At 57.4% G+C, this 22,815-nt stretch carries 22 protein-coding genes; 15 read left to right on the forward strand and 7 right to left on the reverse strand.

Annotation, left to right across the window (positions count from 1 at the left end):
• Window positions 1-139: 139 nt before the first annotated feature.
• Window positions 140-538: a RidA family protein gene (locus tag HWX89_RS22070; RefSeq protein ID WP_138791267.1), complete on the forward strand. Its 399-nt coding sequence runs from the start codon at window positions 140-142 to the stop codon at window positions 536-538.
• A 97-nt stretch (window positions 539-635) separates the two neighbouring features.
• Here HWX89_RS22070 and chpT read toward each other — a convergent pair whose 3' ends face one another.
• Window positions 636-1,286: a histidine phosphotransferase ChpT gene (chpT, locus tag HWX89_RS22075; protein ID WP_138791268.1), complete on the reverse strand. Its 651-nt coding sequence runs from the start codon at window positions 1,284-1,286 to the stop codon at window positions 636-638.
• A 148-nt stretch (window positions 1,287-1,434) separates the two neighbouring features.
• On the opposite strand from chpT, the gene HWX89_RS22080 reads away from it, so the two are divergent.
• Window positions 1,435-2,031 carry a DUF1134 domain-containing protein gene (locus HWX89_RS22080; protein ID WP_178340895.1) on the forward strand — a complete coding sequence of 199 codons (597 nt, stop codon included), beginning with the start codon at window positions 1,435-1,437 and terminating at the stop codon, window positions 2,029-2,031.
• Between the two features lie 230 nt (window positions 2,032-2,261).
• On the forward strand, window positions 2,262-3,440 hold the full coding sequence (locus HWX89_RS22085; RefSeq protein ID WP_138791270.1) for a coiled-coil domain-containing protein: 1,179 nt from the start codon (window positions 2,262-2,264) through the stop codon (window positions 3,438-3,440).
• Between the two features lie 8 nt (window positions 3,441-3,448).
• Here the strand turns inward: HWX89_RS22085 and HWX89_RS22090 are convergent, their stop codons facing one another.
• Both HWX89_RS22090 and HWX89_RS22095 read right to left on the reverse strand, forming a co-directional pair.
• The gene (locus HWX89_RS22090; RefSeq protein ID WP_138791271.1) at window positions 3,449-4,303 is read right to left on the reverse strand and encodes a TrmH family RNA methyltransferase; all 855 of its coding nucleotides are present in this window, start codon (window positions 4,301-4,303) and stop codon (window positions 3,449-3,451) included.
• Window positions 4,293-4,685: a hypothetical protein gene (locus HWX89_RS22095; RefSeq protein ID WP_138791272.1), complete on the reverse strand. Its 393-nt coding sequence runs from the start codon at window positions 4,683-4,685 to the stop codon at window positions 4,293-4,295. The genes HWX89_RS22090 and HWX89_RS22095 overlap by 11 nt, the downstream gene beginning before the upstream one ends.
• A 38-nt stretch (window positions 4,686-4,723) precedes the next feature.
• Here HWX89_RS22095 and HWX89_RS22100 point away from each other — a divergent pair, with 38 nt between their 5' ends.
• The 3 genes from HWX89_RS22100 (at window position 4,724) to rpoH (ending at window position 7,944) form a co-directional block, all read left to right on the forward strand.
• Window positions 4,724-5,758: an RluA family pseudouridine synthase gene (locus HWX89_RS22100; RefSeq protein ID WP_138791273.1), complete on the forward strand. Its 1,035-nt coding sequence runs from the start codon at window positions 4,724-4,726 to the stop codon at window positions 5,756-5,758.
• Window positions 5,759-6,051: 293 nt separating this feature from the next.
• On the forward strand, window positions 6,052-6,876 hold the full coding sequence (locus HWX89_RS22105) for a class I SAM-dependent methyltransferase (protein WP_138791274.1): 825 nt from the start codon (window positions 6,052-6,054) through the stop codon (window positions 6,874-6,876).
• A gap of 165 nt (window positions 6,877-7,041) precedes the next feature.
• Window positions 7,042-7,944, forward strand: coding sequence for an RNA polymerase sigma factor RpoH (gene rpoH, locus HWX89_RS22110; RefSeq protein ID WP_138791275.1), 903 nt, complete (start codon window positions 7,042-7,044; stop codon window positions 7,942-7,944).
• A 141-nt stretch (window positions 7,945-8,085) separates the two neighbouring features.
• Here the strand turns inward: rpoH and HWX89_RS22115 are convergent, their stop codons facing one another.
• On the reverse strand, window positions 8,086-10,374 hold the full coding sequence (locus tag HWX89_RS22115) for a hypothetical protein (protein WP_138791276.1): 2,289 nt from the start codon (window positions 10,372-10,374) through the stop codon (window positions 8,086-8,088).
• Between the two features lie 70 nt (window positions 10,375-10,444).
• Window positions 10,445-11,743, reverse strand: a complete 1,299-nt coding sequence (locus tag HWX89_RS22120; protein ID WP_138791277.1) for an adenylosuccinate synthase — start codon at window positions 11,741-11,743, stop codon at window positions 10,445-10,447.
• 245 nt (window positions 11,744-11,988) lie between these two features.
• Here HWX89_RS22120 and HWX89_RS22125 point away from each other — a divergent pair, with 245 nt between their 5' ends.
• Window positions 11,989-12,876, forward strand: a complete 888-nt coding sequence (locus HWX89_RS22125) for a DMT family transporter (protein WP_178340896.1) — start codon at window positions 11,989-11,991, stop codon at window positions 12,874-12,876.
• A gap of 55 nt (window positions 12,877-12,931) precedes the next feature.
• Here HWX89_RS22125 and HWX89_RS22130 read toward each other — a convergent pair whose 3' ends face one another.
• On the reverse strand, window positions 12,932-13,465 hold the full coding sequence (locus HWX89_RS22130) for a transglutaminase-like cysteine peptidase (protein WP_138791279.1): 534 nt from the start codon (window positions 13,463-13,465) through the stop codon (window positions 12,932-12,934).
• Window positions 13,466-13,782: 317 nt separating this feature from the next.
• Between HWX89_RS22130 and HWX89_RS22135 the strand changes: the two genes are divergently transcribed.
• Window positions 13,783-14,580, forward strand: coding sequence for a creatininase family protein (locus HWX89_RS22135; protein WP_138791281.1), 798 nt, complete (start codon window positions 13,783-13,785; stop codon window positions 14,578-14,580).
• 10 nt (window positions 14,581-14,590) lie between these two features.
• Here the strand turns inward: HWX89_RS22135 and HWX89_RS22140 are convergent, their stop codons facing one another.
• The gene (locus HWX89_RS22140; RefSeq protein ID WP_138791282.1) at window positions 14,591-15,550 is read right to left on the reverse strand and encodes a LysR family transcriptional regulator; all 960 of its coding nucleotides are present in this window, start codon (window positions 15,548-15,550) and stop codon (window positions 14,591-14,593) included.
• A 186-nt stretch (window positions 15,551-15,736) separates the two neighbouring features.
• Here HWX89_RS22140 and HWX89_RS22145 point away from each other — a divergent pair, with 186 nt between their 5' ends.
• From HWX89_RS22145 to HWX89_RS22175, 7 genes are all read left to right on the forward strand, one after another.
• Window positions 15,737-16,753 (forward strand): ABC transporter substrate-binding protein, encoded by a 1,017-nt coding sequence (locus tag HWX89_RS22145; RefSeq protein WP_138791283.1) that lies wholly within the window; start codon window positions 15,737-15,739, stop codon window positions 16,751-16,753.
• A 65-nt stretch (window positions 16,754-16,818) separates the two neighbouring features.
• Window positions 16,819-17,643, forward strand: a complete 825-nt coding sequence (locus HWX89_RS22150; RefSeq protein WP_138791284.1) for an ABC transporter ATP-binding protein — start codon at window positions 16,819-16,821, stop codon at window positions 17,641-17,643.
• Window positions 17,643-18,488 (forward strand): ABC transporter permease, encoded by an 846-nt coding sequence (locus HWX89_RS22155; RefSeq protein WP_138791285.1) that lies wholly within the window; start codon window positions 17,643-17,645, stop codon window positions 18,486-18,488. Before HWX89_RS22150 ends, HWX89_RS22155 begins: the two co-directional genes overlap by 1 nt.
• Complete coding sequence (locus tag HWX89_RS22160) at window positions 18,488-19,801, forward strand: cytosine deaminase (RefSeq protein ID WP_138791286.1); 1,314 nt, start codon at window positions 18,488-18,490, stop codon at window positions 19,799-19,801. Before HWX89_RS22155 ends, HWX89_RS22160 begins: the two co-directional genes overlap by 1 nt.
• A 1-nt stretch (window position 19,802) precedes the next feature.
• Window positions 19,803-21,218 (forward strand): FAD-binding oxidoreductase, encoded by a 1,416-nt coding sequence (locus tag HWX89_RS22165; RefSeq protein ID WP_138791287.1) that lies wholly within the window; start codon window positions 19,803-19,805, stop codon window positions 21,216-21,218.
• 222 nt (window positions 21,219-21,440) lie between these two features.
• Window positions 21,441-22,022, forward strand: coding sequence for an NAD(P)H-dependent oxidoreductase (locus tag HWX89_RS22170; protein WP_138791288.1), 582 nt, complete (start codon window positions 21,441-21,443; stop codon window positions 22,020-22,022).
• 198 nt (window positions 22,023-22,220) lie between these two features.
• Entirely contained in the window at window positions 22,221-22,805 is a 585-nt protein-coding gene (locus HWX89_RS22175) for a transglycosylase SLT domain-containing protein (protein WP_138791289.1), read from the forward strand.
• Window positions 22,806-22,815 lie beyond the last annotated feature (10 nt).

Genomic DNA, 22,815 nt, shown 5'->3' on the forward strand with positions numbered 1-22,815 from the left:
AAACCCTTAAATTCACATACGAAGCGTATCTGGATTTGACATACGGCACGTATGTCACTATTTCACATACGCAACGTATATAGTGCGGCGACTGTCTTTGTGAAGCGCCGAACGATTTGAAGCCTATCAGGAGAACAACATGAGCAAGCGCAACGCCATTTTCCCCACCGGCCGCCATAAACTTTACGAAGAGCATCGTTATTCGGCCGCCATAAAATCTGGAGATTTACTCTTTGTCTCAGGCCAGGTCGGCAGCAGGCCGGATGGCACTCCTGAGCCGGACTTCGAACGTCAGGTTCGGCTGGCATTCGAGAATCTGAAAGCAACACTAGCCGCAGCTGGCGCCACGTTTGACGACATCGTCGATGTCACCACCTTTCACACAGACCCTGAAGCTCAATTCGACACGGTCTTGAAGGTGAAAGACGAAGTCTTCAACGAGCCACCCTATCCGGCCTGGACTGCTTTGGGTGTCAATTGGCTGGCCGGGTTCGATTTCGAAATCAAGGTTATCGTCCGCATCCCGTCAACAGAGTAAGACGCCGAAAACATCCCAACAAAAAACCGGTGATTCGCATCACCGGTTTCTTTTTTGCAGGAACACACCCAAGCGAGCGCCTGGGCAGTTCGATCTATCATTCGGCCGCGACGGTAACGGCGGTGAAAACAATCCGGTCTTCGTGGACCTTGTATTCCACCTGCATGCCTGCCTCTTCCGCAAGCAACAGCGTATAATAGGGCTGAACGGAATGAGCATCGACCGCTTCTTCCAGACGGCCCTCGTAGATTTCCACGAACTTGGCGGGAACGCGCATCATCCGGCCCTTGACGGTGATTTCGAACTTGGCGTCACCATCCGGGCTTTCCAGCAACACATCCACATTGCCGCCGCGCGGGATGGAACCGTAAGCCACCAGGAACAGGTTGAGCAACAGCTTGACGCGGTTCTTGGCGACAATGGCGCGCGGCCCATTCCAGCTGACTTCCGCTTTCTTTTCAGCAGCGGCGAAATCCTTGGCAGCCTTCTCCGCTTCCCCCGTATCGATGGACGCCCCGGCAGAACCGGATGCACCGAAAGCAAGGCGGGCGAACTTCAGGCGAACTGATGCGTTGATGGCAGACGTACGGATAAGATCCATCGCATCGGCATCCGCGCCACCTTCGTCCAGAAGTTCGAGGCCGTTGTTGATCGCACCGACCGGGGAAATCACGTCATGGCACACGCGGCTGCAAAGGAGCGCCGCCAGATCGGGACCGGACAGCGTGATATTAAGTTTGGTCGTCATAAAATTCTCTCCTGCGCAAGGGCTGCGCGGACGGTGTGAACATCTAAGGCCATAATGACACCATATTTGGTAAACCGATTGTTAATAGGATGGTTTCAAAATGCCAAATGACTTAACACGGCAATCGGAATTCAACAGACGGACGGACTTGACGATGCGCTTCACGAAAACCCGCACCACTGCACGCCTCGGACTGGAAAAGATTCTTGTGCTGCTCGCAAGCCTTTTTCTGTCGGTTGCGCCTGCCGCAGCGCAGAGCAGTGACCAGTACACTTTCCAGGAGATCATCGACGCGGGGCACGGCTTCTTCGGCGAAACAACCGGTGGACTGGCCAAGGTGGTTGAACGCGCCTTTCAGCAGTACGGCCTTCCGAACGGTTACGTTCTCGGCCAGGAAGGTTCCGGCGCATTCGTCGCTGGCCTGACCTATGGTGAAGGCACGCTTTACACCAAGAACGCAGGTCAGCATCCCGTCTTCTGGCAAGGTCCGTCACTCGGTCTGGACTATGGCGGTCAGGGCACGCGCGCCATGATGCTCGTCTACAATCTGCCGGCAGTTGATGCGCTCTACCGTCGCTACGGCGGTGTCAGCGGTTCCGCCTTCATTGTCGCGGGCGTTGGCATGACCTATCTCAAAAGCTCAGACGTTACGATCGCCCCCATCCGTACCGGCATCGGCGCCCGCCTAGGCATCAATGTGGGCTATTTGAAGCTTACCCAGCAGCCAACCTGGAATCCCTTCTGATTCGCAGGCAAGCAAATCAGGGGCAAAAAACTGCATCTGCTTCGGTTATCGGGCCCCTCCCCACGGTTGCAAGAATAGCGTAGCATGTTTTCACGCCGCTCTTTCCGAGTGTAAGCAGCTTGCAACGACTATGCGTGACCCGGAAATGCGTGGAAACACAAAGAGAGAGCATTGAAGGTGGAAGCGTTTTCACCCAGAAAAATGCTCTGTAGTTTCGGAGACTGTCCCGCGTGATAGAATATGCCATTCTCTTTGGACTGGGTTTTCTGACCGCAACCCTGCTTGCCTTGCTGATTGCACCCGCAATCCATCGCCGCATTGTCGCTTATACGGAAAACCGTCTGCGCGCGACGATGCCCATCAGCCCGCAGGAAGTTCGCGCCCAGAAAGATATGGCGCGTGCCCTTTATGCGGCCGAAAACGCCAAGGTTCGCCAGGAACTCGACACCGAACGCGAGAAGAACACCTCACTCAGACTGGCCAACGAAGCCGCCTCCAGCGATGCGTATCGCCTTGGTGAGCAAAACCGTGGCCTGTCGGTAAAAATCGAGGAACTGACGCTCGAAATCGACGAGTTGCGATCCGCACTCGATCAGAACGAGGAAAACATGGCCCGCCTGCAAGCCGGGCTTTCCGAGCATCAGGAAACGGCCAATAGCCGTGCCACCCAAATGTCGGAACTGACGGCACGCCTGACCAACCTCACCCGCGAACTGGACGATTCCAAGATACTTGCCGCCACCCGCGACATTGAGGCCGAGCAGGCAAAACAGAGCGCGTCCCGTTTCCGAAAGGAAGGCGAAACGACTGCACGCGAGCTCAAGGATGTGAGCGACCGCAATCGTGAAGCAATGACAGCCGTGGCGCGTGAAAGCCGGAAGGTGACGCGTCTGGAAGAAAAACTGGCGACTGCAGTCGCCAAGAACGCTGATCTCGATACAGCGCTGACGCTCCGCCAGCAGGAAATCGCACGTCTGAAGGAACAGCTTGCGGCAACGGGCGGCAAGACCGACGACATGGTTATCCGTTTGCCGAACCCGGCATCCAGCAAGCAGCAAGCACTCGCTGAAGCTAAAACCGCCGTGGAAGCGTCACAGCCGCCAGCAGTCGCCGAGGAAGAGGCGATCCGGCCAAGCGGCCTCGAACAGCAGATCGAAGATATCCGCAATCAGGGCACGGCACTCACCGAGCGACTTATCAATGTTCGCGGAACAACCAATGACGAGGCAATCCGCCGCGAAATCGCTCGTATCGCTGCGCAGATGATCGCACTTACCGCCGCGCGCGAAGGTGAAAAATCGCCGATCCCTGCGCTTCTGTCAAAGGGTGAAACAAGCTCAGGACGTGACAGCCTCGCGAAACGCGCGACAACGCTGATGGAACAATCGTCCCAGTCACCTAGCGCATAAAAATCAGCTTATATGCGCCCGATTGCGCCGGCCATCTGGTAGAGAGCAAGACCGGATGCTGTTCCCGCATTCAGACTGTCGAGTTGCGCTGACTGCGCAATGCGTGCCGTATGAAACCGCGAAAGCACTGATTGCGGCAATCCGTCGCCCTCAGTACCGATGACCAGCGCCATGCGTTCAGATCTAGGAATTTGCCGTATCTCGGTTTCGCCATTCGGCGACAGGCTCCATATGGCAAAACCGGCAGCCGCCAACCTCTCCAGCATATCGACCGCATCACCACCGCGATGATAAGGAACGGCAAGCACCGACCCGACGGAGACACGCAATGCCTTTCGGTAGAGCGGGTCGCAGGAGGTACCGTCCAACAGGACCGCGTCGGCATGGAAAGCCGCCGCATTCCGGAACATTGCGCCCATGTTGTCGTGATTGGAAATACCGCATCCCACCAAAACCAGCGATGATGCGGGCAGTCGGGAGATAAGATCATCGGACGATGCGTCACCGACGCGACGGCCGAGCGCCAGAATGCCACGATGCAAATGGAAACCTGCAATGGCATCCAGGACAGGAGCCTCGGCGACGTAAACCGGCACATCGACGGGAAATTCAGCCAGAATATTGGCAACACCCGAAAGCCGGTTCTTGAGAATAAGGATGCTCTCTGCCGCAAAGGCACCCTGCGCCTTGTGAGCTGCCGCCAGCATACGAAGCACGACCGTGCCTTCGGCAATGAAGCGCCCTTGCCTGCCGGTCAGATCGCGCTCGCGGATATCGCGAAATGCAGCAATGCGCGGATCGTCAGGATCTTCAATAGGGATCAGCACATGGCCATCCGGCAGGTCTGCGCTTTTACTGGCCATCGACCGTAACATCGGCGATGAAGCGACCGGCAGCGACGTTGTAAACGAGTGCCTTGCGCGTTCCGTTGGCGAGCCGTCCGTAAAACAGCATGTCACCGCCGGAATAGCTGACGTTTTCAATCGTAAAGCCCTGCGGCAAGCTTGCCGTAGCGGCAACGGGACCATCAGAGGGAACTGCCATTGTCTGGCCCTGCGTCTGCGCCACCGGAGCGGGCTTCGACGGCCCCATCGCCTTGTAGACAACCGCGCCGAACACAGCCATAAGGCTGATAAACATCACGGAGCCCGACACGATCTGCAAACGGATCATCTTGCGGCGAACTTTTTCCATGGCCGGGTCTAACGGCTTGTCTTCCTGTTCGTCTTGCTCGACCTGCGTCATCGGGTTCCCTGAAATGCTGTTGGATCGGAAAAATAAGAATGAACGACCCCTTTAAACAAGGCGACGACGCAAGGAAAGTCCTGATTGCCGGGGAAGATGCCGAAGGGCGCCTTGATTCATGGCTGGCGACCGAAGTCGGCGGCGACTTGTCGCGAAGCCGCCTCAAGGCACTGATCGAGCAAGGGGCGGTATCCGTAAACGGCAAACCCATTACCGAACCCAAAAAGAAGGTCCATCCCGGTGACCGGATCGAGATTTCCATGCCGGAGCCGGAAGATCCCGAACCGAAGGGCGAGGATATTCCGCTCAACGTCGAATATGAAGATGACGATCTGATCGTGCTCGTCAAACCCGCAGGGCTGGTGGTGCATCCCGGTGCTGGCAACTGGACGGGAACGCTCGTCAACGCCCTCATCCATCATTGCGGTGACAGTCTCTCCGGCATTGGTGGTGTCAAACGTCCCGGTATCGTGCATCGACTGGACAAGGAAACCTCTGGTGTCATGGTCGTGGCCAAGAATGACGCTGCGCATCGACATCTTGCTGCGCAATTTGCCGACCATGGCCGCACCGGCCCGCTTGAGCGCGCCTACAAGGCCATTGTATGGGGTCGTCCCAAAACCCTGCGCGGCACGATCGATGCCGCTTTGGGACGGTCATCCGACCGCACCAAACGGGCCGTCAAGAACGAGCACGCCGATGACGCCCGCGAGGCAATCACCCACTACGAGGTCATCGAGCGGTTTCATGAGCGGCCGGATGCAACCTGCCTTGCCTCGATGGTGGAATGCCGCCTCGAAACCGGCCGCACGCATCAGATCCGCGTGCACATGGCGCACATTGGTCACCCATTGATCGGTGATCCTGAATATGGGGCAGCCTACCGCACCAAGGCAAACCTGCTGGAAGAACCGGCAAAGAGCATTGTCGGTCGTTTCCCGCGTCAGGCCCTGCATGCTTATCTTCTTGCATTTGAACATCCACGCACCGGTGAGGTGATGGAATTCGAGACTGATATGCCCGATGACATGGAAGAACTGTCCAACGCGCTGCGCGGCCACGAACACCCGTAACTGCTTGCTCCTTCCGACGAAACAGCGACAGGCGGGCATGGCAAAGGCTGAAAAATGCCTTGCCCGCCATCTTTGCGAAACCTTGGATAATAAAGACAGTTTTCGCTTTTCCCTATATTTTGCAGGCGGTCTCGTTTCCGGACCGCCCCAATTTCGCTTCAATCATTGCACCTTTTCATAGCTGCACCACATGCGATTGACTGGTTCGGCCAGCAATCATCACACCGGCATGTGTCCGCCGAAACCCGCCTGCAGGGCGCCCGTGAAACGACGGGAGACGGAAATGATTGCACATGAACAGCGATGAACGCCGCTTCATATTTCAGGATCTGCGGACGGTGGAGGGATATATCGATCCTCCCGATGCGCTCGTTTTCAAAGCCTTGCTGCAAGCTCAGACCGCAAGCGCCCTTGGTGGTGGCATGGCAGATATCGGCGTGTTTTACGGTCGCTCCTATTTTCTGTTGCAGCGGTTCGCGGCCGAGGGTGAAAAGGTTCTGGGGATTGACCTCTTCGAACTCGACCCGCCCGCCGATGGCAGCCTTGACCAGTATCGGCGCTTTCTTGACAACGGCCAGCGCCTTGGACAGCCGGTCGATGAAGACCTCATCATTCGCGGCGACAGCACGCGACTGAATGCCAGCGACATCACCGAACGGGTTGGTCCGGTACGCTTCTTCAGCATCGACGGGGGTCATCATCTGCATCATGTCATGGCAGACGCGAGACTTGCGATGGAAGCGATCGCCGACCACGGTATCATTGTTTTTGACGATACCTTCAATCCCGCCTGGCCTGAAGTTACAGTCGGAATGGCCGACTTCCTTCGCACCCACGGGCACAATCTCGTTTGCTTCTGCATGACGAAATACAAGACTTATGTGTGCCGCCGCGAATTTCACGCGCATTACGAACATGTCATCGCCAATGCACCGGATTTGCGTACGCTACATCACGCCGAAACGCAGTTTCTTGGCTCAAAGATTGCGCGCCTCCACAATCCCATGCGGCGGCGGGTCATGTACGAATTGATGGTTCGCTCCGGACTTGGAAATTTTTCGGAACGAATCTATCGGAGCGGGGTTAAGGACAGCACAGAGGATGTCGTAACGATGTAACGCGCGTGTGATCGTGGCTGCCGCTTGAAATGCTGCAGCCGCGTACATATCTGACATCTGGGTTCGTGCGGGGTCGATAATGATCCGCCACGACGGCATGCCTGACGTGGGACGTTAAACGTCGAAAAAGGGTGCCGCCACAGACCAAAGATAAGGGGGTGCTATATGGCCCGCAACAGTTTGCCTTCCATTACAGCCGGTGAAGCCGGTCTTAACAGATATCTCGATGAAATCCGCAAGTTCCCGATGCTGGAGCCGCAGGAAGAATACATGCTCGGCAAGCGTTACGCCGAACATGGCGACCGTGATGCCGCGCACAGGCTGGTTACCAGCCACCTGCGCCTCGTCGCCAAGATTGCCATGGGTTATCGCGGCTACGGCCTGCCGATCGGTGAAGTCGTGTCCGAGGGTAACGTCGGCCTGATGCAGGCGGTCAAGAAGTTTGATCCGGAGCGTGGTTTCCGTTTGGCGACCTATGCAATGTGGTGGATCAAGGCTTCGATCCAGGAGTATATCCTGCGTTCGTGGTCCCTGGTGAAGATGGGTACGACAGCCAACCAGAAGCGCCTGTTCTTCAACCTGCGCCGTCTGAAGGGTCGTATCCAGGCCATCGATGATGGCGATCTGAAGCCGGAGCACGTCAAGGAAATCGCCACGAAGCTCCAGGTTTCGGAAGAAGAAGTCATCTCGATGAACCGCCGTCTGCATGGCGACGCGTCGCTGAATGCCCCGATCAAGGCGTCAGAAGGCGAATCCGGCCAGTGGCAGGATTGGCTCGTGGACGACCACGACAGCCAGGAAGCCGTGTTGATCGAGCAGGACGAACTGGAAACCCGTCGTCGCATGCTGGCCAAGGCCATGGGTGTGTTGAACGAGCGCGAACGACGCATCTTCGAGGCTCGACGCCTTGCCGAAGAGCCGGTGACACTGGAAGAGCTGTCTTCCGAGTTCGACATCAGCCGCGAGCGTGTTCGTCAGATCGAGGTTCGCGCCTTCGAAAAGGTTCAGGAAGCGGTTCAGAAAGAAGCGCTGGAAGCCGCCCGCGCCCTTCGCGTGGTCGATGCCTGATATCATCACAGCGATCGACATGAAAAATTGGAGCCCACAGATCGAAAGATCTGTGGGCTTTTCGTTGTATCCTTCACAACATCCGCAAACAAAAAAGGAGCCGCCTCAGGCAGCCCCTTTTTCTTGTCTCTGGTAGCGCCCTTACTGACCCGTCGCAGGCGCGGCTGCAGCCCAGTCGCGAAGGGCAGCATCAAACGCAGCGATGCCTTCCGGTCCCTTTTGCAGGGTCAGCAAAGCACGGCGACCGTTGCGATAGGACACTGGAATGTCGATCCAGTTGCGGCTCTTCAACAGTTCGAGGTTGGTTTTCATCGCGTCAGGGAAGTCATTGAGCGCGATCATGTGGAAATCATCGGTGATCTTGGCCGGAACCGCGATCAGCGCGTTACCACGATCCTGCTCCGTGCTCTTCATCGCGATACGCTGAACGCTGTCGATCGCGCCGCCTTCAAATCCAGGCGCAACCGAGAAGACGATCTCGATCAGATGGCTGGCTGGCAACGACGGATCGGTGTTGCGCTTGAAGGTGATAAGCGCGCTCAAACCGCGACCGGGAACAGTAATCTGCCCCTGTACAGTCGGAGACGGTCGGCCTTCACTGTCGTTTTCCTGCTGCAATGTCCACGCAACCGAACCCTGGATCGCGGTTGGTACCGTCTGGCCCAGCACTTCCTCATACAGGAACATGCGCTCGCCACCGGCAACAGCACCGGGCTGGGCAGGCGTCGCTGGCGTTCCGGCCGGCGCAGCACCATTGGCCGCAGGTGTCTCGGTTGTCGCTGGCGGAGCAACGTTCTGCTCGTAGACAGACTGGCCTTCCGCCGTCACCGGCTGACCGTTTCCACCAGCAGCCGGGCCCTCGTCACGCTCGGTCCCATCGGCCATTAGGCGCTGGGTGAACTTCGTGCCGGTGACAGAACCGTCGTCGCCGGAAGGTTGAGCCTGATTGTTTGCCGTCTGCTGTCCGGCAGCCGGTGGCTGCTGCGTCGCCGGAGGCGTGGGTGTCTGCGTCTGGGCAGAGTCGGTGGAAGGCGCAGATGTCTCGCCATTGCCGTTGCCTGCTGATTGGACCAGCCCGCCGACCATGTCGTTCAGAGCGTCGCGGTTCATCCAGAGGGCATAACCGCCGCCAGCCAGAAGGCCCGCGCCAACCAGAGCAAGCACGACCGCCGCATAGTTCCGGCGCGGCTTCTTCTTGACCATATAGGCAGGCGTTGCAGCACTGGCGCCGACGCTGGGGGCCTCATCCGAAGCTGCGCGGTTCGACGACGACGCGCCATCATAACCAATCAACTCATCCAGATCATCCCAAGGGGTGCGCTCTTTATTGTCCTTGCCGTCCTTCGGTGCTTCGAAGGGATCATCATTGGCGCGCGGCATTGCCGACGTGCGCTCTGCCGGAAGGTCGATATCCGTGTCCTGGAAGTAGGTAGAGAAATCCTCCACCACGGCAGCTTTTTTCGGCGGCGTTTCAGGCTCATGCCGCGTTTCGGCATAGTCTTGACCTCCACCGAAGACAGGATCGTGATCGACATCGGCACGATGATCGGCGTAGCCGTGCTCGTCGCGCTTCTCGGGCTCGAACGCGACGACCGGTGCTGCAGCATAGGGGTGATGCCCAGCCTGGTTACGATCTTCGTATTCGTCCTCAGGCAAGTCTTCGGCGCCGTGAGGCTGCTGATCATCCTCAGTCGCCTCGTCAAGCTTGCGCCAGTCGTCCTCGTCAACGGGTTGCGCCCAATGTGCCGGAACGGATTCGTCAACAGGCGTGACCGCAGGCTCAGCCTCTACGGGATGATGATGCGCCTCTTCGTAACGCTCCTCTTCCGACGCGTAGGCGGGCTCCTCATCGGCACGGGTGAAATAGGTGCCGATGACTTCCTGCTGCGGTTGCTCCTGCTCGGCAACGGCATGAACAGGTTCTGGAGCGTCATAAAGCTCTTCCGGCTCCTCGTAAGGAGCTTCGTTGGAGACCTCGCCGTGAGCGTGCTCTTCTTCCTCAACCGGCGCTTCATCGGCGGCAGCGACCGGCGCGGCCTCAACCGGATGAGGCTCCTCGTAGACTGGCTCGACCCGATCCGCTTCGTATTCTTCAGCGTCAGCGGAATGCGCTACCGGTTCAGCAGCAACTTCTTCTTCCGGCTCTTCGTAAGAAGGTTGATGCGCCGGCTCCACCGCCGGCGCAAAGCCTTCGTCTTCCTCTTCCAGCGCAGGCAAAGCTTCGGCGAATTCGCTTTCCACCTCAGCAATGGCGCTGTCGAGTTTGGTGATTTGCCGGCGCAGCAGTTCTTCCGGCGGGCGCGGCTTCATGTTTTCAAGCTGGCGCACGACGGCACCACGCGCCTTTTCGTAAACCTTCGCCCGGTTTTCGGGAGTATTGTTCGCCAAGCCATCCACGGCTTTGCGAATGACCGCTACAAAATCCGCCATAAGCACTTTCTCGTCGCGGCCGGCGACGTACCGGCCCGATATGGTTTATGAAACTTGATCGCTGAGGACATTAATCCTCAAACGGATCAGTCACAAGTATGGTGTCGTCACGCTCGGGGCTTGTGGACAGAAGCGCAACCGGCGCTCCGATCAGTTCCTCCACCTGACGGACATACTTGATTGCCTGAGCAGGCAAATCCGCCCATTTTCGGGCACCGACAGTGGATTCTTTCCAACCTTCCAGCGTGATGTAGATCGGCTCGACACGGGCCTGAGCGCCCTGGCTTGCCGGGAGATGATCGATTTCCTGGCCGTCGAGCTTGTAGCCAACGCAGATTTTCAGCTCATCCAGACCGTCGAGAACGTCGAGTTTCGTGAGTGCGATACCGGTGATGCCGTTTGTCGCAACCGACTGGCGAACCAGTGCAGCGTCGAACCAGCCGCAACGGCGCTTACGACCGGTCACGGTGCCGAACTCATGACCCTTTTCGCCAAGGAACTGGCCGATTTCATCGTTCAGTTCGGTCGGGAACGGACCTTCGCCAACGCGCGTCGTGTAAGCCTTGGTGATGCCGAGGATGTAGCCGAGCGAACCCGGACCCATACCCGAACCGGCAGCGGCCTGACCGGCAACCGTGTTGGACGAAGTAACATACGGATAGGTGCCGTGGTCGATATCGAGCAGCGAACCCTGCGCGCCTTCGAAGAGGATGCGCGCGCCAGCGCGACGCTTCTTGTCGAGCAGCAACCATACGGTTTCGCTGAACGGCAGAATCTTGTCGGCGATGGACGTCAGTTCTTCCATGATCGTTTCATGGGAAATTTCGGCTGCACCGAAGCCGCGACGCAGCGCATTGTGGTGCGTCAGAATGCGGTCAACCTTGACCGAAAGCGCTTCGAGATCAGCCAGATCCATGACGCGGATCGCACGACGACCAACCTTGTCTTCATAGGCCGGACCGATACCGCGACGGGTGGTGCCGATCTTCGTGCCGCTGTTGGAGGCCGCGTCTTCGCGCATGCCGTCCAGTTCGCGGTGCAGAGAAAGAATAAGTGTCGCATTGTCGGCGATACGCAGATTGTCGGTCGTGACCTTGACGCCCTGCACTTCCAGACGGCCGATTTCGGCAATCAGCGCATGCGGATCGACAACAACGCCGTTACCGATGACCGCCAATTTTCCAGGACGTACGACGCCAGAAGGCAGCAGCGAGAGCTTGTAGCTCACGCCATCGATGACGAGCGTGTGACCGGCATTGTGACCGCCCTGATAACGCACGACGACATCTGCCCGCTCGGACAACCAGTCTACAATCTTGCCTTTACCTTCGTCGCCCCACTGCGAGCCGACCACCACAACATTCGTCATTTCTTGCTTTCCTGCTGATGACGCTTACGCGCCCGGTAATTCGATGGGAAACCCAAACCCGCGAATGTATACTGTGTTGTCTTGCGGAAAGCGACCCTGTTTCTTGCGGCGAAATTTGCTTTTTCCGTGACAAAATGCGGATTTCGGCTTTATCTCCGCCGGCGGGAATGATCTCGCCGATGCAACCGGCGCGATTCTCACGCGTCGTTTCCGCGCACTCCACCGTCTCCAGCCGAAAGATCAGCGTGTCCTCGAAAGCTTACATCGCCCTCATCATCGCCACGCTCTGCTGGGGCGGCAACACTGTCGCCGGAAAACTGGCAATCGGCCATATCAGCCCCATGGCATTCACCTTCCTGCGCTGGGTATTTGCGGTCGCGATGATTTTCGCGATATCGCTGCCGCAGCTTATTCGCGATTGGCCCATCGTGCGCCAACGCCTGCCGTATTTCTTCGTGCTTGGCAGCGTCGGTTATACCGCGTTCAACGTCTTTCTTTATACAGCGCTCAAACACACCTCCGCCATCAATGCCGCTGTCATTCAGGCCGGCATTCCGATGGTCATCTTCGTCCTGAATTTTATGCTGTTTCGCACGCGCGTCTTCGTCGGCCAGATCGCCGGCTTTTGCCTGACCATCGCAGGCGTTGGTCTGCTCGCCTCTCATGGCGACCCAATTTCGCTGCTACAGCTCGACATGAATGTCGGTGACGCCATCATGCTGCTCGCCGTGCTGGCTTACGCAATTTACACCGTGATCCTGCGCTGGAAACCGGCAGTTGACTGGCGCACGCTGATGGCAATCCCGGCCTTTTTCGCGCTCGTCAGCTCTGTTCCGTTGATCGGCTGGGAAGTTTCGCAGGATACCGTGTTGTGGCCGGATCAAACTGGATGGGTTCTCGTTTTTTATGCCGCCATTTTCGCATCTCTGGTTGCGCAGATCCTGTTTATCAGGGGTGTGGAGCAGATTGGCGCCAACCGCGCAGGCCTGTTCATCAACCTCGTGCCCGTTTTCGGAACCCTTCTTTCAGTGGCCGTACTGGGCGAAACGCTGCACACTTATCAGCTCATCGCACTCTTCCTGACGCTTGCCGGAATTGCTGTCGCCGAACGAAAAAAAACGCCGGCGTCCTGATCCTCTATCGGATCGGGAAAACCGGCGCAGTCAGGCAGGCATGAAACTGGATGGGTTAGAGCGCGGTTTCGCGCTCCTTGGATGTGAAAGCGGCGTTGCCGAGAACGATGTCACCCTTGTCGGTCGACACAATCAGAACCTTTTCAAGCGATCCATCGTCATTGAGAGCAAAAGCGATCCGGAGCGCATTCGACGACCAGCCAGCGCCCACCAGAGCAGAACGCTTGATCGTGGCGCAATCACCGCAATTGTCGGCGCCAACAGGCTGAATGGCTGGAACGTCGCTTCCAAAACCGGAAAAATAATCATCAAGCGCGCCCATCGTGCCGTTGATGTCACGGTTGACATTCAAAAGCTGGTCGCGGCGCTTTTCCGTCAAACGCATGGCAGCGGAGGAAACGCACTGACCCGCAACAAGCGTGCAGCCATCGAAACGATTGGAGGCGGAGATATCGATCTTCGCAAGCGCAGCCTTTTCAGCCGTGGCGAAACCGCGCGCAAAACCGGCGGCACCGGCTGCATCCGCATGGGTGGACATGGAAGCGACGACAATGCCGCAAATGGCGGCAGCAATAATCTTCTTCAGCATTTTCATACCCCGTTTCGGTTTCTGCCAGCTTTGTGCCGGTCTTGATCTGCGTTGCTTTTAATGAGGCACTCTTTTTTGTTTTGGAGCGCTCCTTCGTCTGTAGTCCCACAATGGCACAGCACTCTTTTCAGCCGCTTTAAGCCGATAGCTACAATTTTATCTGTTTTCGATTTTTTGACATTCCACGCATTTTTCTTGCCCAGGCAATCTGAACGCGCACTGAAAAAGAGAGCGGCATGCGCACAAATTGATGCTTTTCGCGCTCTACCGAAACGCCTACTCCGGTAAGGAACCACGACAACGGAGCGACAGACATCATGGCGACGGCTTTCTACTGGAACGAATTGAACACGCTGGATTTTGCGACGCTCGACCCGGAAAATACCGTTGCCATCCTGCCGATCGCCTCGACAGAACAACATGGTCCGCATTTGCCCGTCGCCACCGACGTCGCAATCGCCGAGGGCATGCTCTCGGAGTTTCGTGTCCAGAAACCTGCCGATTTGGCGACACTGGTTCTGCCCACACAGCAGATCGGCAAGGCAAACGAACATATCTACGGACCCGGCACGCTTTCCTTCGACGCCGACCTTCTGATCCGCATGTGGACCTCAATAGGTCAGAAGGTTTCGGAAGCGGGCGTCAAGAAGATGGTCATCGTCAATTCCCATGGCGGTAATGTCGACATCATGAGCATCGTCGGGCGAGAGCTGCGTGTGCGATACGGCATGGCAGTGGTCGGCACCCAATGGGGTCGCTTCGGCCATCCGGAAGGGCTGATTGGTGAGCATGAAATGAAATTCGGCATTCATGGCGGCGAGGTCGAGACATCACTGATGCTGCATTTTCGTCCTGAACTGGTGCGAATGGAGAAGGCGCAAAATTTCACATCGAAGGCCGAGTGGCAGAAAGAGCGCTCACGGTTCATCCAGCCGCTGCCACCACATGCGCTGGCCTGGATCGCCCACGACCTGAACGACAATGGCGTTGTCGGCGATGCATCGAAGGGAACCGCAGCCAAGGGCGAAGCGATCTGCAAACATCAGGTTTCCGGCTTCATCGAACTCTTGCGCGATCTCGCGAATTACCCACTTTCGGCGCTCTATTCGCGCTAAAACAAGGTCTTCAACCCGCCTGTTCGCGTTGTTTGTCCTGCAAGGGCACATGTCCCTGCTTTTGCAGATCGGCAACCAGCGCCGAAAGCTCGGACAACAGGAATTCCACATAAAGGCTCGCCGCTGTATCGAGCGTCGAGCGTGAGCGGGCAAACAGCTTCATCGGCTGATGGCGCATATGTGGTGTCGAAAACGGCCGAAACACCAAATCCCCACGCTTGCATTCGAGATAAACATCGAGCGGGTTGAGAAGTGTCAGCCCGGAGCCCGAACGCACAAGCTGCTTCATCAACTCCACCGAATTGGTTTCCAGCAGCGGTTCAACCTGCATTGGCAAAGGAGCCAGCACAAGATTGATGACATTGCGAAGGCTCGTGCCCGGCTGCGACAGAACCATCTTCTCGTGCACGATATCGGTGAGATCAAGGCTCTGGCGTTCAGCCAAAGGGTGGTCGGGCGGCAGTACCACACCAACAGGCACATCGAACAAGGCAAGTGTGCGCAGTCCCGGTGCGGCCGGAATGTTGAAACCAAGGCCGATATCCGCCTCCCCCGTCAACACCGGGTTAACAGTCGGCGTGCCGCTGTCATTATGAAGCAGAACCCGTACGCGCGGATGTTTTTCGAGAAAATTGTGCAGGATCGCCGTTAACGGGCCGGCGGCAAGACCGGTAGTCGCAACCATTGTCACTTTTCCCGCCCGCGGCATCTTGAGACCGCGAATGCGAGTCTCAAGCCTTTCATAATCCTTCAGCACCTCGCGGATATGTTCGATGCACAACTCGCCTGCAGCCGTCAGTTTAAGGCCGCGTGGCAACCGTTCGAAAATAGGTGCACCGAACTCCTCTTCGATCGCGAGGATCTGCCGGTTAACGGCCGAGGACGCAACGTTGAGACGTGCTGCCGCCTTGCGGATGGAACCGCAGCGCACGATCTCGTCGATATATTGCAGCTTGCGCGAATGAAGCACGGCGGATCAACTCTGCATAAATTTTGACCGTATCGCATCATTTGTACGCTGACATTCAAACGATGCTTTTAAGGCATCAATGTGCACGAATTTTGATGCTTTTCAATGCGCGATACGCACGATCAAATGAAGACAACAAAACAGGCTCTCACGATGCCGCAAGGTTTAACAGGGGAACAACAAGACATGACCAATGGATTGACGAAAAACGTGTTTCTGGCGGGCATGGCGCTTTGTGGCTCCATTGCCGCAACGGCGCCGGCACTGGCGCTGGACGAAGTTTCCTACGGCACGAACTGGCTGGCACAGGCGGAGCACGGCGGCTTTTACCAGGCCGTTGCCGACGGAACCTACGAGAAACACGGCCTGAAAGTCACCATCGTTCAGGGTGGCCCGAATGCCGCCAACCGTTCACTGCTGATCGCCGGCAAGGTGACATTCTACATGGGCGGCCAGCTTGGCGATATGGACGCGGTGAAGGAAGGCATCCCGCTGACCAGCGTCGCCTCCATTTTCCAGAAAGATCCGCAAGTGCTTCTCGCCCACCCGGATGCCGGCGTCGAGAAATTCGAAGATCTTGCCAAGCTCGACACCATCTTCATGGGTAAGGAAGGCTATGCCACCTATTTCGAATGGATGAAGAAGAACTACCCCGGCTTCAAGGACGAGCAATACAAGCCCTATACTTTCAATCCAGGCCCCTTCATCACCAACAAGGCTTCCGCACAGCAGGGCTATCTGACGTCTGAACCACACGAAATCGAAAAACAGGCGGGCTGGGCACCGAAAGTCTTCCTGCTGGCCGATGCGGGCTTCACGCCCTATTCGACGATGATTACCGCGCAGACCAAGACGGTCGAAGAAAACCCCGAGATGGTGCAGCGCTTCGTCGATGCCTCGCTCGAAGGCTGGTACAACTACCTCTACGGCGACAACAAGGCTGCCAACGACCTCATCAAGAAAGACAATCCGGAGATGACGGACGAGCAGATCGCCTTCTCCATCGCCAAGATGAAGGAATACGGCATTCTTGAATCGGGCGACGCGCTTGAAAAGGGCATCGGATGCATTACCGACGACCGTTACAAGGCCTTCTTCGATGCAGTCGTGAAAATCGGCCTGGAGCCCGCCGATCTGGACTACAAAAAAGCCTACACGACGAAATTCGTCTGCAAGGGCGTCGGCATGGCGCTGAAGAAATAAGACTAGCCTGACCCGCCGCGTCCCAACGTGGCGGGTCTGTCCGGCATCACAATTCCAGAGTGAAGATGAGCGTTTCGTCCCCAGCCGCCACAAGCCTTCCGGCAGAATCCCGCAAGCGGCCTCTGGTCGTCATGAAGTCCGTTTCGAAGACCTTTTCCTCGGGTACAGTGGCCCTGTCCCATATGGATCTGACGGTTGAAGGCGGTGAATTCGTCAGCCTGCTCGGCCCATCCGGTTGTGGCAAGTCGACGGCGCTGCGCATCATCGCAGGTCTTGGTGACGTTACCACCGGTTCGATCGACTGGCCAAGCTCTCGTATCAACTCAAGGGGTTTGCCGGAAGGCGATATCAGCTTCGTGTTTCAGGAACCGACGCTGATGCCCTGGCAGACGGTATTCGGCAACGTGTATCTGCCGCTGAAACTACGTGGTGTGTCCAAGGCCGCCGCCCGCGAAGAAATCATGAAAACGCTGGCGACGGTCGGCCTGCAGGACTTTGCCGACGCCTACCCTCGCGAACTTTCCGGCGGCATGAAGATGCGGGTTTCAATTGCCCGCGCATTGGTGACCAAGCCCAAGCTGCTACTCATGGACGAGCCCTTTGCGGCACTGGACGAGATCACCCGCCAGAAATTGAATGACGACGTGCTGAGGCTTTGGCGTGAGACCGGCATCACCGTCATCTTCGTTACCCATTCCGTTTATGAGTCTGCCTATCTGTCCAACCGCATCGTGGTGATGAAAGCTCGCCCCGGCCGCGTTCATGCCGATTTTCCGCTGGTGACAGCCATGGAGCGCGACGCCCATTACCGCACCTCGGAAGACTATCGCCTCGCCTGCGAAAAGGTTTCCACCATGCTTCTCGAAGCCATTGGCAACGGAGAACACTGATGTCCGCAACGAAGGAAGCGGCATTGCCGCAAGCAAAAGAAAAAAGCTTCCTCGAACGGCGCGGTGAACTCATTCTGCGAACGCTGGTCCCGATCGGTGTCGTCGCTGTGCTGGTTCTTGTCTGGTATGTGGGCGTCAAGGTCAGCGGCGTGCCTCCCTATATTCTGCCAGGCCCGGCTGCCGTCGTCGCCTCGCTCTTCAATGACTGGGGAACACTCGCCCCTGCCTTCTGGGTCACAACGAAGATCACCATGGCCTCGCTCGCACTGGCGCTGGCCGGCGGGGTCGGCATCGCCATCTTCCTGGTGCAATCGCGCTGGATCGAGATCGCCTTTTATCCGATTACCGTCATTCTTCAGGTAACCCCCATCGTTGCGATCGCACCGCTGATCCTGATCTATGCACCGAGCACCCAGGTCGCGCTGTTGATCTGTGCTTTCCTGGTCGCGTTTTTTCCGATCCTCTCCAACATGGTGCAGGGCTTGAAAAGCGTCGACCACAATCTTCTGAACCTCTTTGACCTCTATGGCGCATCCCGCTGGCAGACCCTGCTTTATCTGAAACTGCCTGCTTCTCTGCCCTACTTCATGACGGGTCTGAGGATCGGCGGTGGACTGGCGTTGATCGCTGCCGTGGTTGCCGAGTTCGCGGCGGGGTCGGCCGGTGCAGGTTCAGGGCTGGCCTTCCGCCTGCTGGAATCGCAATATCGTATGAATATTCCGCGCCTCTTCGCAGCACTTCTTCTGCTTTCCTGTCTTGGCGTAGCGATTTTCGCCATCACCTCCTTCATCTCATGGCTTTCATTGCACCGGTGGCATGAAAGCAGCCTGAAACGGGAAAACTGATGACTGCCGCCTTCATGACATTGCCCGATGCATCAGCCTTCGCTCTGACCAACGCCACCTTGCCTGCCGTGACGGTAGAAGGCTTCGAAGCGCGCGAGCGTGAGGGCCTTGTAAGCGCCGACCTGGTCATCGACGGGGGAAAGATCGCGGCAATCCTTCCGCCCGGCATGACGCCCGCCGATCTGCCGAAAGCCGATCTGCGCGACGGCATGGTCTGGCCCTGCCTTGTCGAGATGCACACCCATATCGACAAAGGTCATATCTGGGATCGCCGTCGCAATCCTGATGGCACGTTCATGGGTGCGTTGGACAATGTGCGAGCCGACCGTGAGGCGAACTGGTCTGCCGAAGATGTGCGAACCCGTATGGAGTTTTCGCTGCGTTCGGCTTACGCGCATGGCACAAAGCTGTTGCGCACCCATCTTGACAGTATAGCGCCCCAGCACCGTATTTCCTTCGAGGTTTTCGCTGAAGTGCAGGATGACTGGAAGGACCGGATCGCGCTTCAGGCCGTAGCTCTGTTTCCGACCGACCAGATTTTCGACGAGCGCTACTTCAACGATCTTGTGTCTGTGGTGAAACGTCACGGCGGCTTGCTTGGCGGTGTGCCGCAGATGTCTCCTGATCTCGACGCACGCCTCGATCTCCTCTTCCGCACGGCTGCTGACAACAGCCTCGATATCGACCTGCATGTGGACGAGACAGAAGACAGGCAGGTTCTGGCACTGAAAGCTGTGGCCGAAGCAAAACTTCGCAACGGCTTCGAGGGGGCGGTCACCGTTGGTCATTGCTGCTCGCTGGCGCGGCAGGACGACGACGTCGCGAAAGCAGTAATCGACAAGGTCGCTGAGGCTGGCCTGAATGTCGTGTCGCTACCGATGTGCAACATGTATCTGCAGGATCGCCATGAAAGCCGCACACCTCGATGGCGCGGCGTGACCTTGTTCAAGGAGCTGGCTGCGGCCGGTGTCAGAACCGCCGTTTCCTCCGATAACACGCGCGACCCTTTCTATGCCTATGGCGACCTGGACCCGGTGGAGGTGTTCCGTGAAGCGGTGCGCATCCTGCATCTCGACCATCCGCTCGACGATGCCGCGCGTATTGTCACCACCTCGCCTGCCGACAGTCTCGGCCGCGCCGATATCGGTCGTATCCGCGTAGGCAGCCCCGCCGATCTCGTATTGTTCAGCGCGAGGCGTTGGAGCGAATTTCTTTCCCGTCCGCAGGCTGACCGCATCGTGATGCGGAATGGCATGGGCATCGACCGTCGCCTGCCGGATTACCGTGACCTTGACCCTATACTGGACCGATAAGATGGTAGACTACGCCAAGATCAAGCAGGAGCTGGAAGGCATCGCCGTTGAGGACAACCCAGCGCTGGTGAGACAGAAAAGCCGCGATTTCTACTGGTATTCACCGGTGCTGAAAGCCCAGCTCGACAACGTGATCGGCGACCTCATTGTCACCCCGACAAGCGAGGAGGAGGTGATCCGCATCCTGAAAGTGGCCTTCGCACATGGCGCACCGGTCACGCCGCGCGGCACGGGAACGGGCAACTACGGTCAAGCCATGCCGCTCTCCGGCGGTATCGTCCTGAACATGGCGGGCATGAACAAGATCAAGGAAATCAAGCCGGGTCGCGTCATTTGCGAGCCTGGCATCGTGATTGCCGAACTCGACAAGCAGACGAAAGCGCATTCCGGCCAGGAGCTGCGCTTCCACCCATCTACAAAGCAGACAGCCACGATCGGCGGTTTCATTGCTGGCGGATCGGGTGGCGTTGGCTCGATCACCTGGGGCGGGCTGCGCGACCTTGGCAATATCTTGCGCCTGCGGGTCGTGACCATGGAAGCCGAACCACGCGTACTCGATCTCACCGCCTGGGACCTGCAGAAGGTCAGTCACGCCTATGGCACCAACGGCATTATCACCGAAGTCGAGATGCCGCTTGCCACCGCTTATGACTGGGTCGACGTGATTGTCGGTTACGACGATTACATGGATGCGGTAAAATTTGCCGACGCGCTGGCTCATAAGAACGGCATTCTTCTCAAGGAAATCGCGCCGATCGCAGCCCCTATTCCCTACGACTATTTCAATCGCCACAAGCCTTGGCTGAAGGAGGGGCAGTCGGTGGTGGTGCTCATGGTGGCACCGCATTCCATCGAGCCGTTCGTTGCCTTTACCGAAAGAATGAAGGGCGATATCCGTTTCCGCTCGGACACGGTCGAGAGCATGAAGGGCATTCCGCACGCCTATGAGCTGGCTTGGAACCACACCACGCTACGCGCCCTGAAGATCGATCCGTCCTGGACCTATCTGCAGGTGCAGTATCCTGGTCCGGATCACGTGGAAAAGGTCCGCAAAATGACTGAGATCTTCGGCGACGAAGTGATCGGCCATCTGGAGTTCATCAAGTTCGACGGCCACATCCAGTGCTCCGGCCTGCCATTGGTCCGCTACACCACGGAAGAACGCCTGGAAGAGATCATTCGCATCCATGAACAGAATGGCTGCCCGATCTTCAATCCGCATCGTTACACGCTGGAAGAAGGCGGCATGAAGCAGACGGACAAGGTGCAGCTTGCCTTCAAGAAGGAAACTGATCCCAAGGGCCTTCTGAACCCTGGCAAGATGATCGCCTGGGAAAATCCGAACTTTGATTTCAAGGCTGGAACCAATTACCTTTTCCCGGGACTTTCCGCCTTTGCGGAAGCACAGGAGGCCTGAGAAACAGGTAACGGCAACCACATATATTTCTTCCGAAGGTACTCCCGAACCCTCGCTCAACAAGCGCGGGTTTCGCACCTGACAAATGGTGGGGTGAACGGCGATGCGACCAGAGCAAGATGCTCGAACAGCGGATCGTCATTTATCAGGAAAACGGCGCGGAAAAGTTTTCAACCTCATGCCGGGACGATGTTCGCTCGGCTGATGACATGGAGCTTTATCATGCGCGTTCTCGTACTGCATTCGCACCCGCTGGAAGAAAGTTATGGGCGGGCGCTTTTTCACCAGACTTGCGAAAGCCTGAAAAAGGCGGGCCACGATGTCGATGCCTGCAATCTCTATGAGGAGGGTTTTGACCCTGTTCTGTCCGCACACGACCGGCGCGTCTATCATGACGTTCCTCAAAACGCCGATCTGGTGCGGTCCTATTGCGAAAGGCTGCTTGCGGCCGAAGGGCTGGTGATCTGCACACCGGTCTGGAATTTCGGTTTCCCGGCAATGCTCAAAGGCTATTTCGATCGCGTATGGCTGCCCGGTGTATCCTTTGCGTTGCAGGATGGCAGGCTGACGCCAACGCTCCGACATATCCGCAAACTCGCAGCTGTCATGACCTATGGCGCCACACCCATGCGCGCCTTTCTGGCCGGCAACCCACCCAAACGCATCGTCAAGCGTGTACTTCGCGGCCAGATAAAGCTCGGCGCCCCGGTCAGATTTCTCGCGCACTACGACATGAACAATTGCACCGTTGAGACCCGCTCTGCCTTCATGGAAAAGGTCAAACGGGAAATGGAGCAGTTCTGACGGAGCGGAGGAGAGCGCTATCGGGAGCGTGAAAGAAGGCAGATATAACCTCGCACTCCACGCTTTCGCCCTTTCCCCGACACAAGGATTTTCAGATGGTTAACAGATCCTCGATGCGCGGCATTTGAATTAACCTTGTCTTAAAACCCCACGTTAATCGTTACCAATTTAAAAACGACGGAACGAAAGGGTTCCGTGATGCGTGGCGTATTTGCCGTTGTTCTGCTGATGACTGTTCTGGCTGGCTGCGCGACAGCGCCGTCCCAGATCACCAATGCCTGTGCAATCTTCGAGCAGCGGAATGGCATCTTCAACAACTGGCAACGAGACGCGAAAGCCGCAGAACGTGAGTTCGGTGTACCAGTCCCGGTCATGATGGCGACGATTTACACCGAATCCAGCTTCCGGCCTTACGCCCGCCCGCCGCGCACCAAGCTTCTTGGCTTCATTCCGTGGAAACGCCAATCGACAGCCTACGGATACGCACAGGCACTGGATGGTACGTGGGAAGTCTACAAGCGCGAGACGGGACGCTGGTCCGCCAGCCGCACCGATTTTACCGATGCCATTCACTTTGTCGGCTGGTATCACGCCAAGAGCCGCCGTGAGAACGGCATCGCGCTGAACGATCCCTACAACCTCTACCTCGCCTATTATTCCGGTCATGCCGGCTATGCGAAGGGAAGCTGGCGCAATAATTCCGGCGTCCAGAAAGCCGCTCGCCGTTCCGCCAATATGGCGATGCGTTACGAGTCCCAACTGCAGAAATGCGGCTATCGTTGATAGCAGCAGG

Origin of the sequence: Rhizobium sp. RM, assembly GCF_013390595.1 — a bacterium.
Classification (GTDB): domain Bacteria; phylum Pseudomonadota; class Alphaproteobacteria; order Rhizobiales; family Rhizobiaceae; genus Agrobacterium.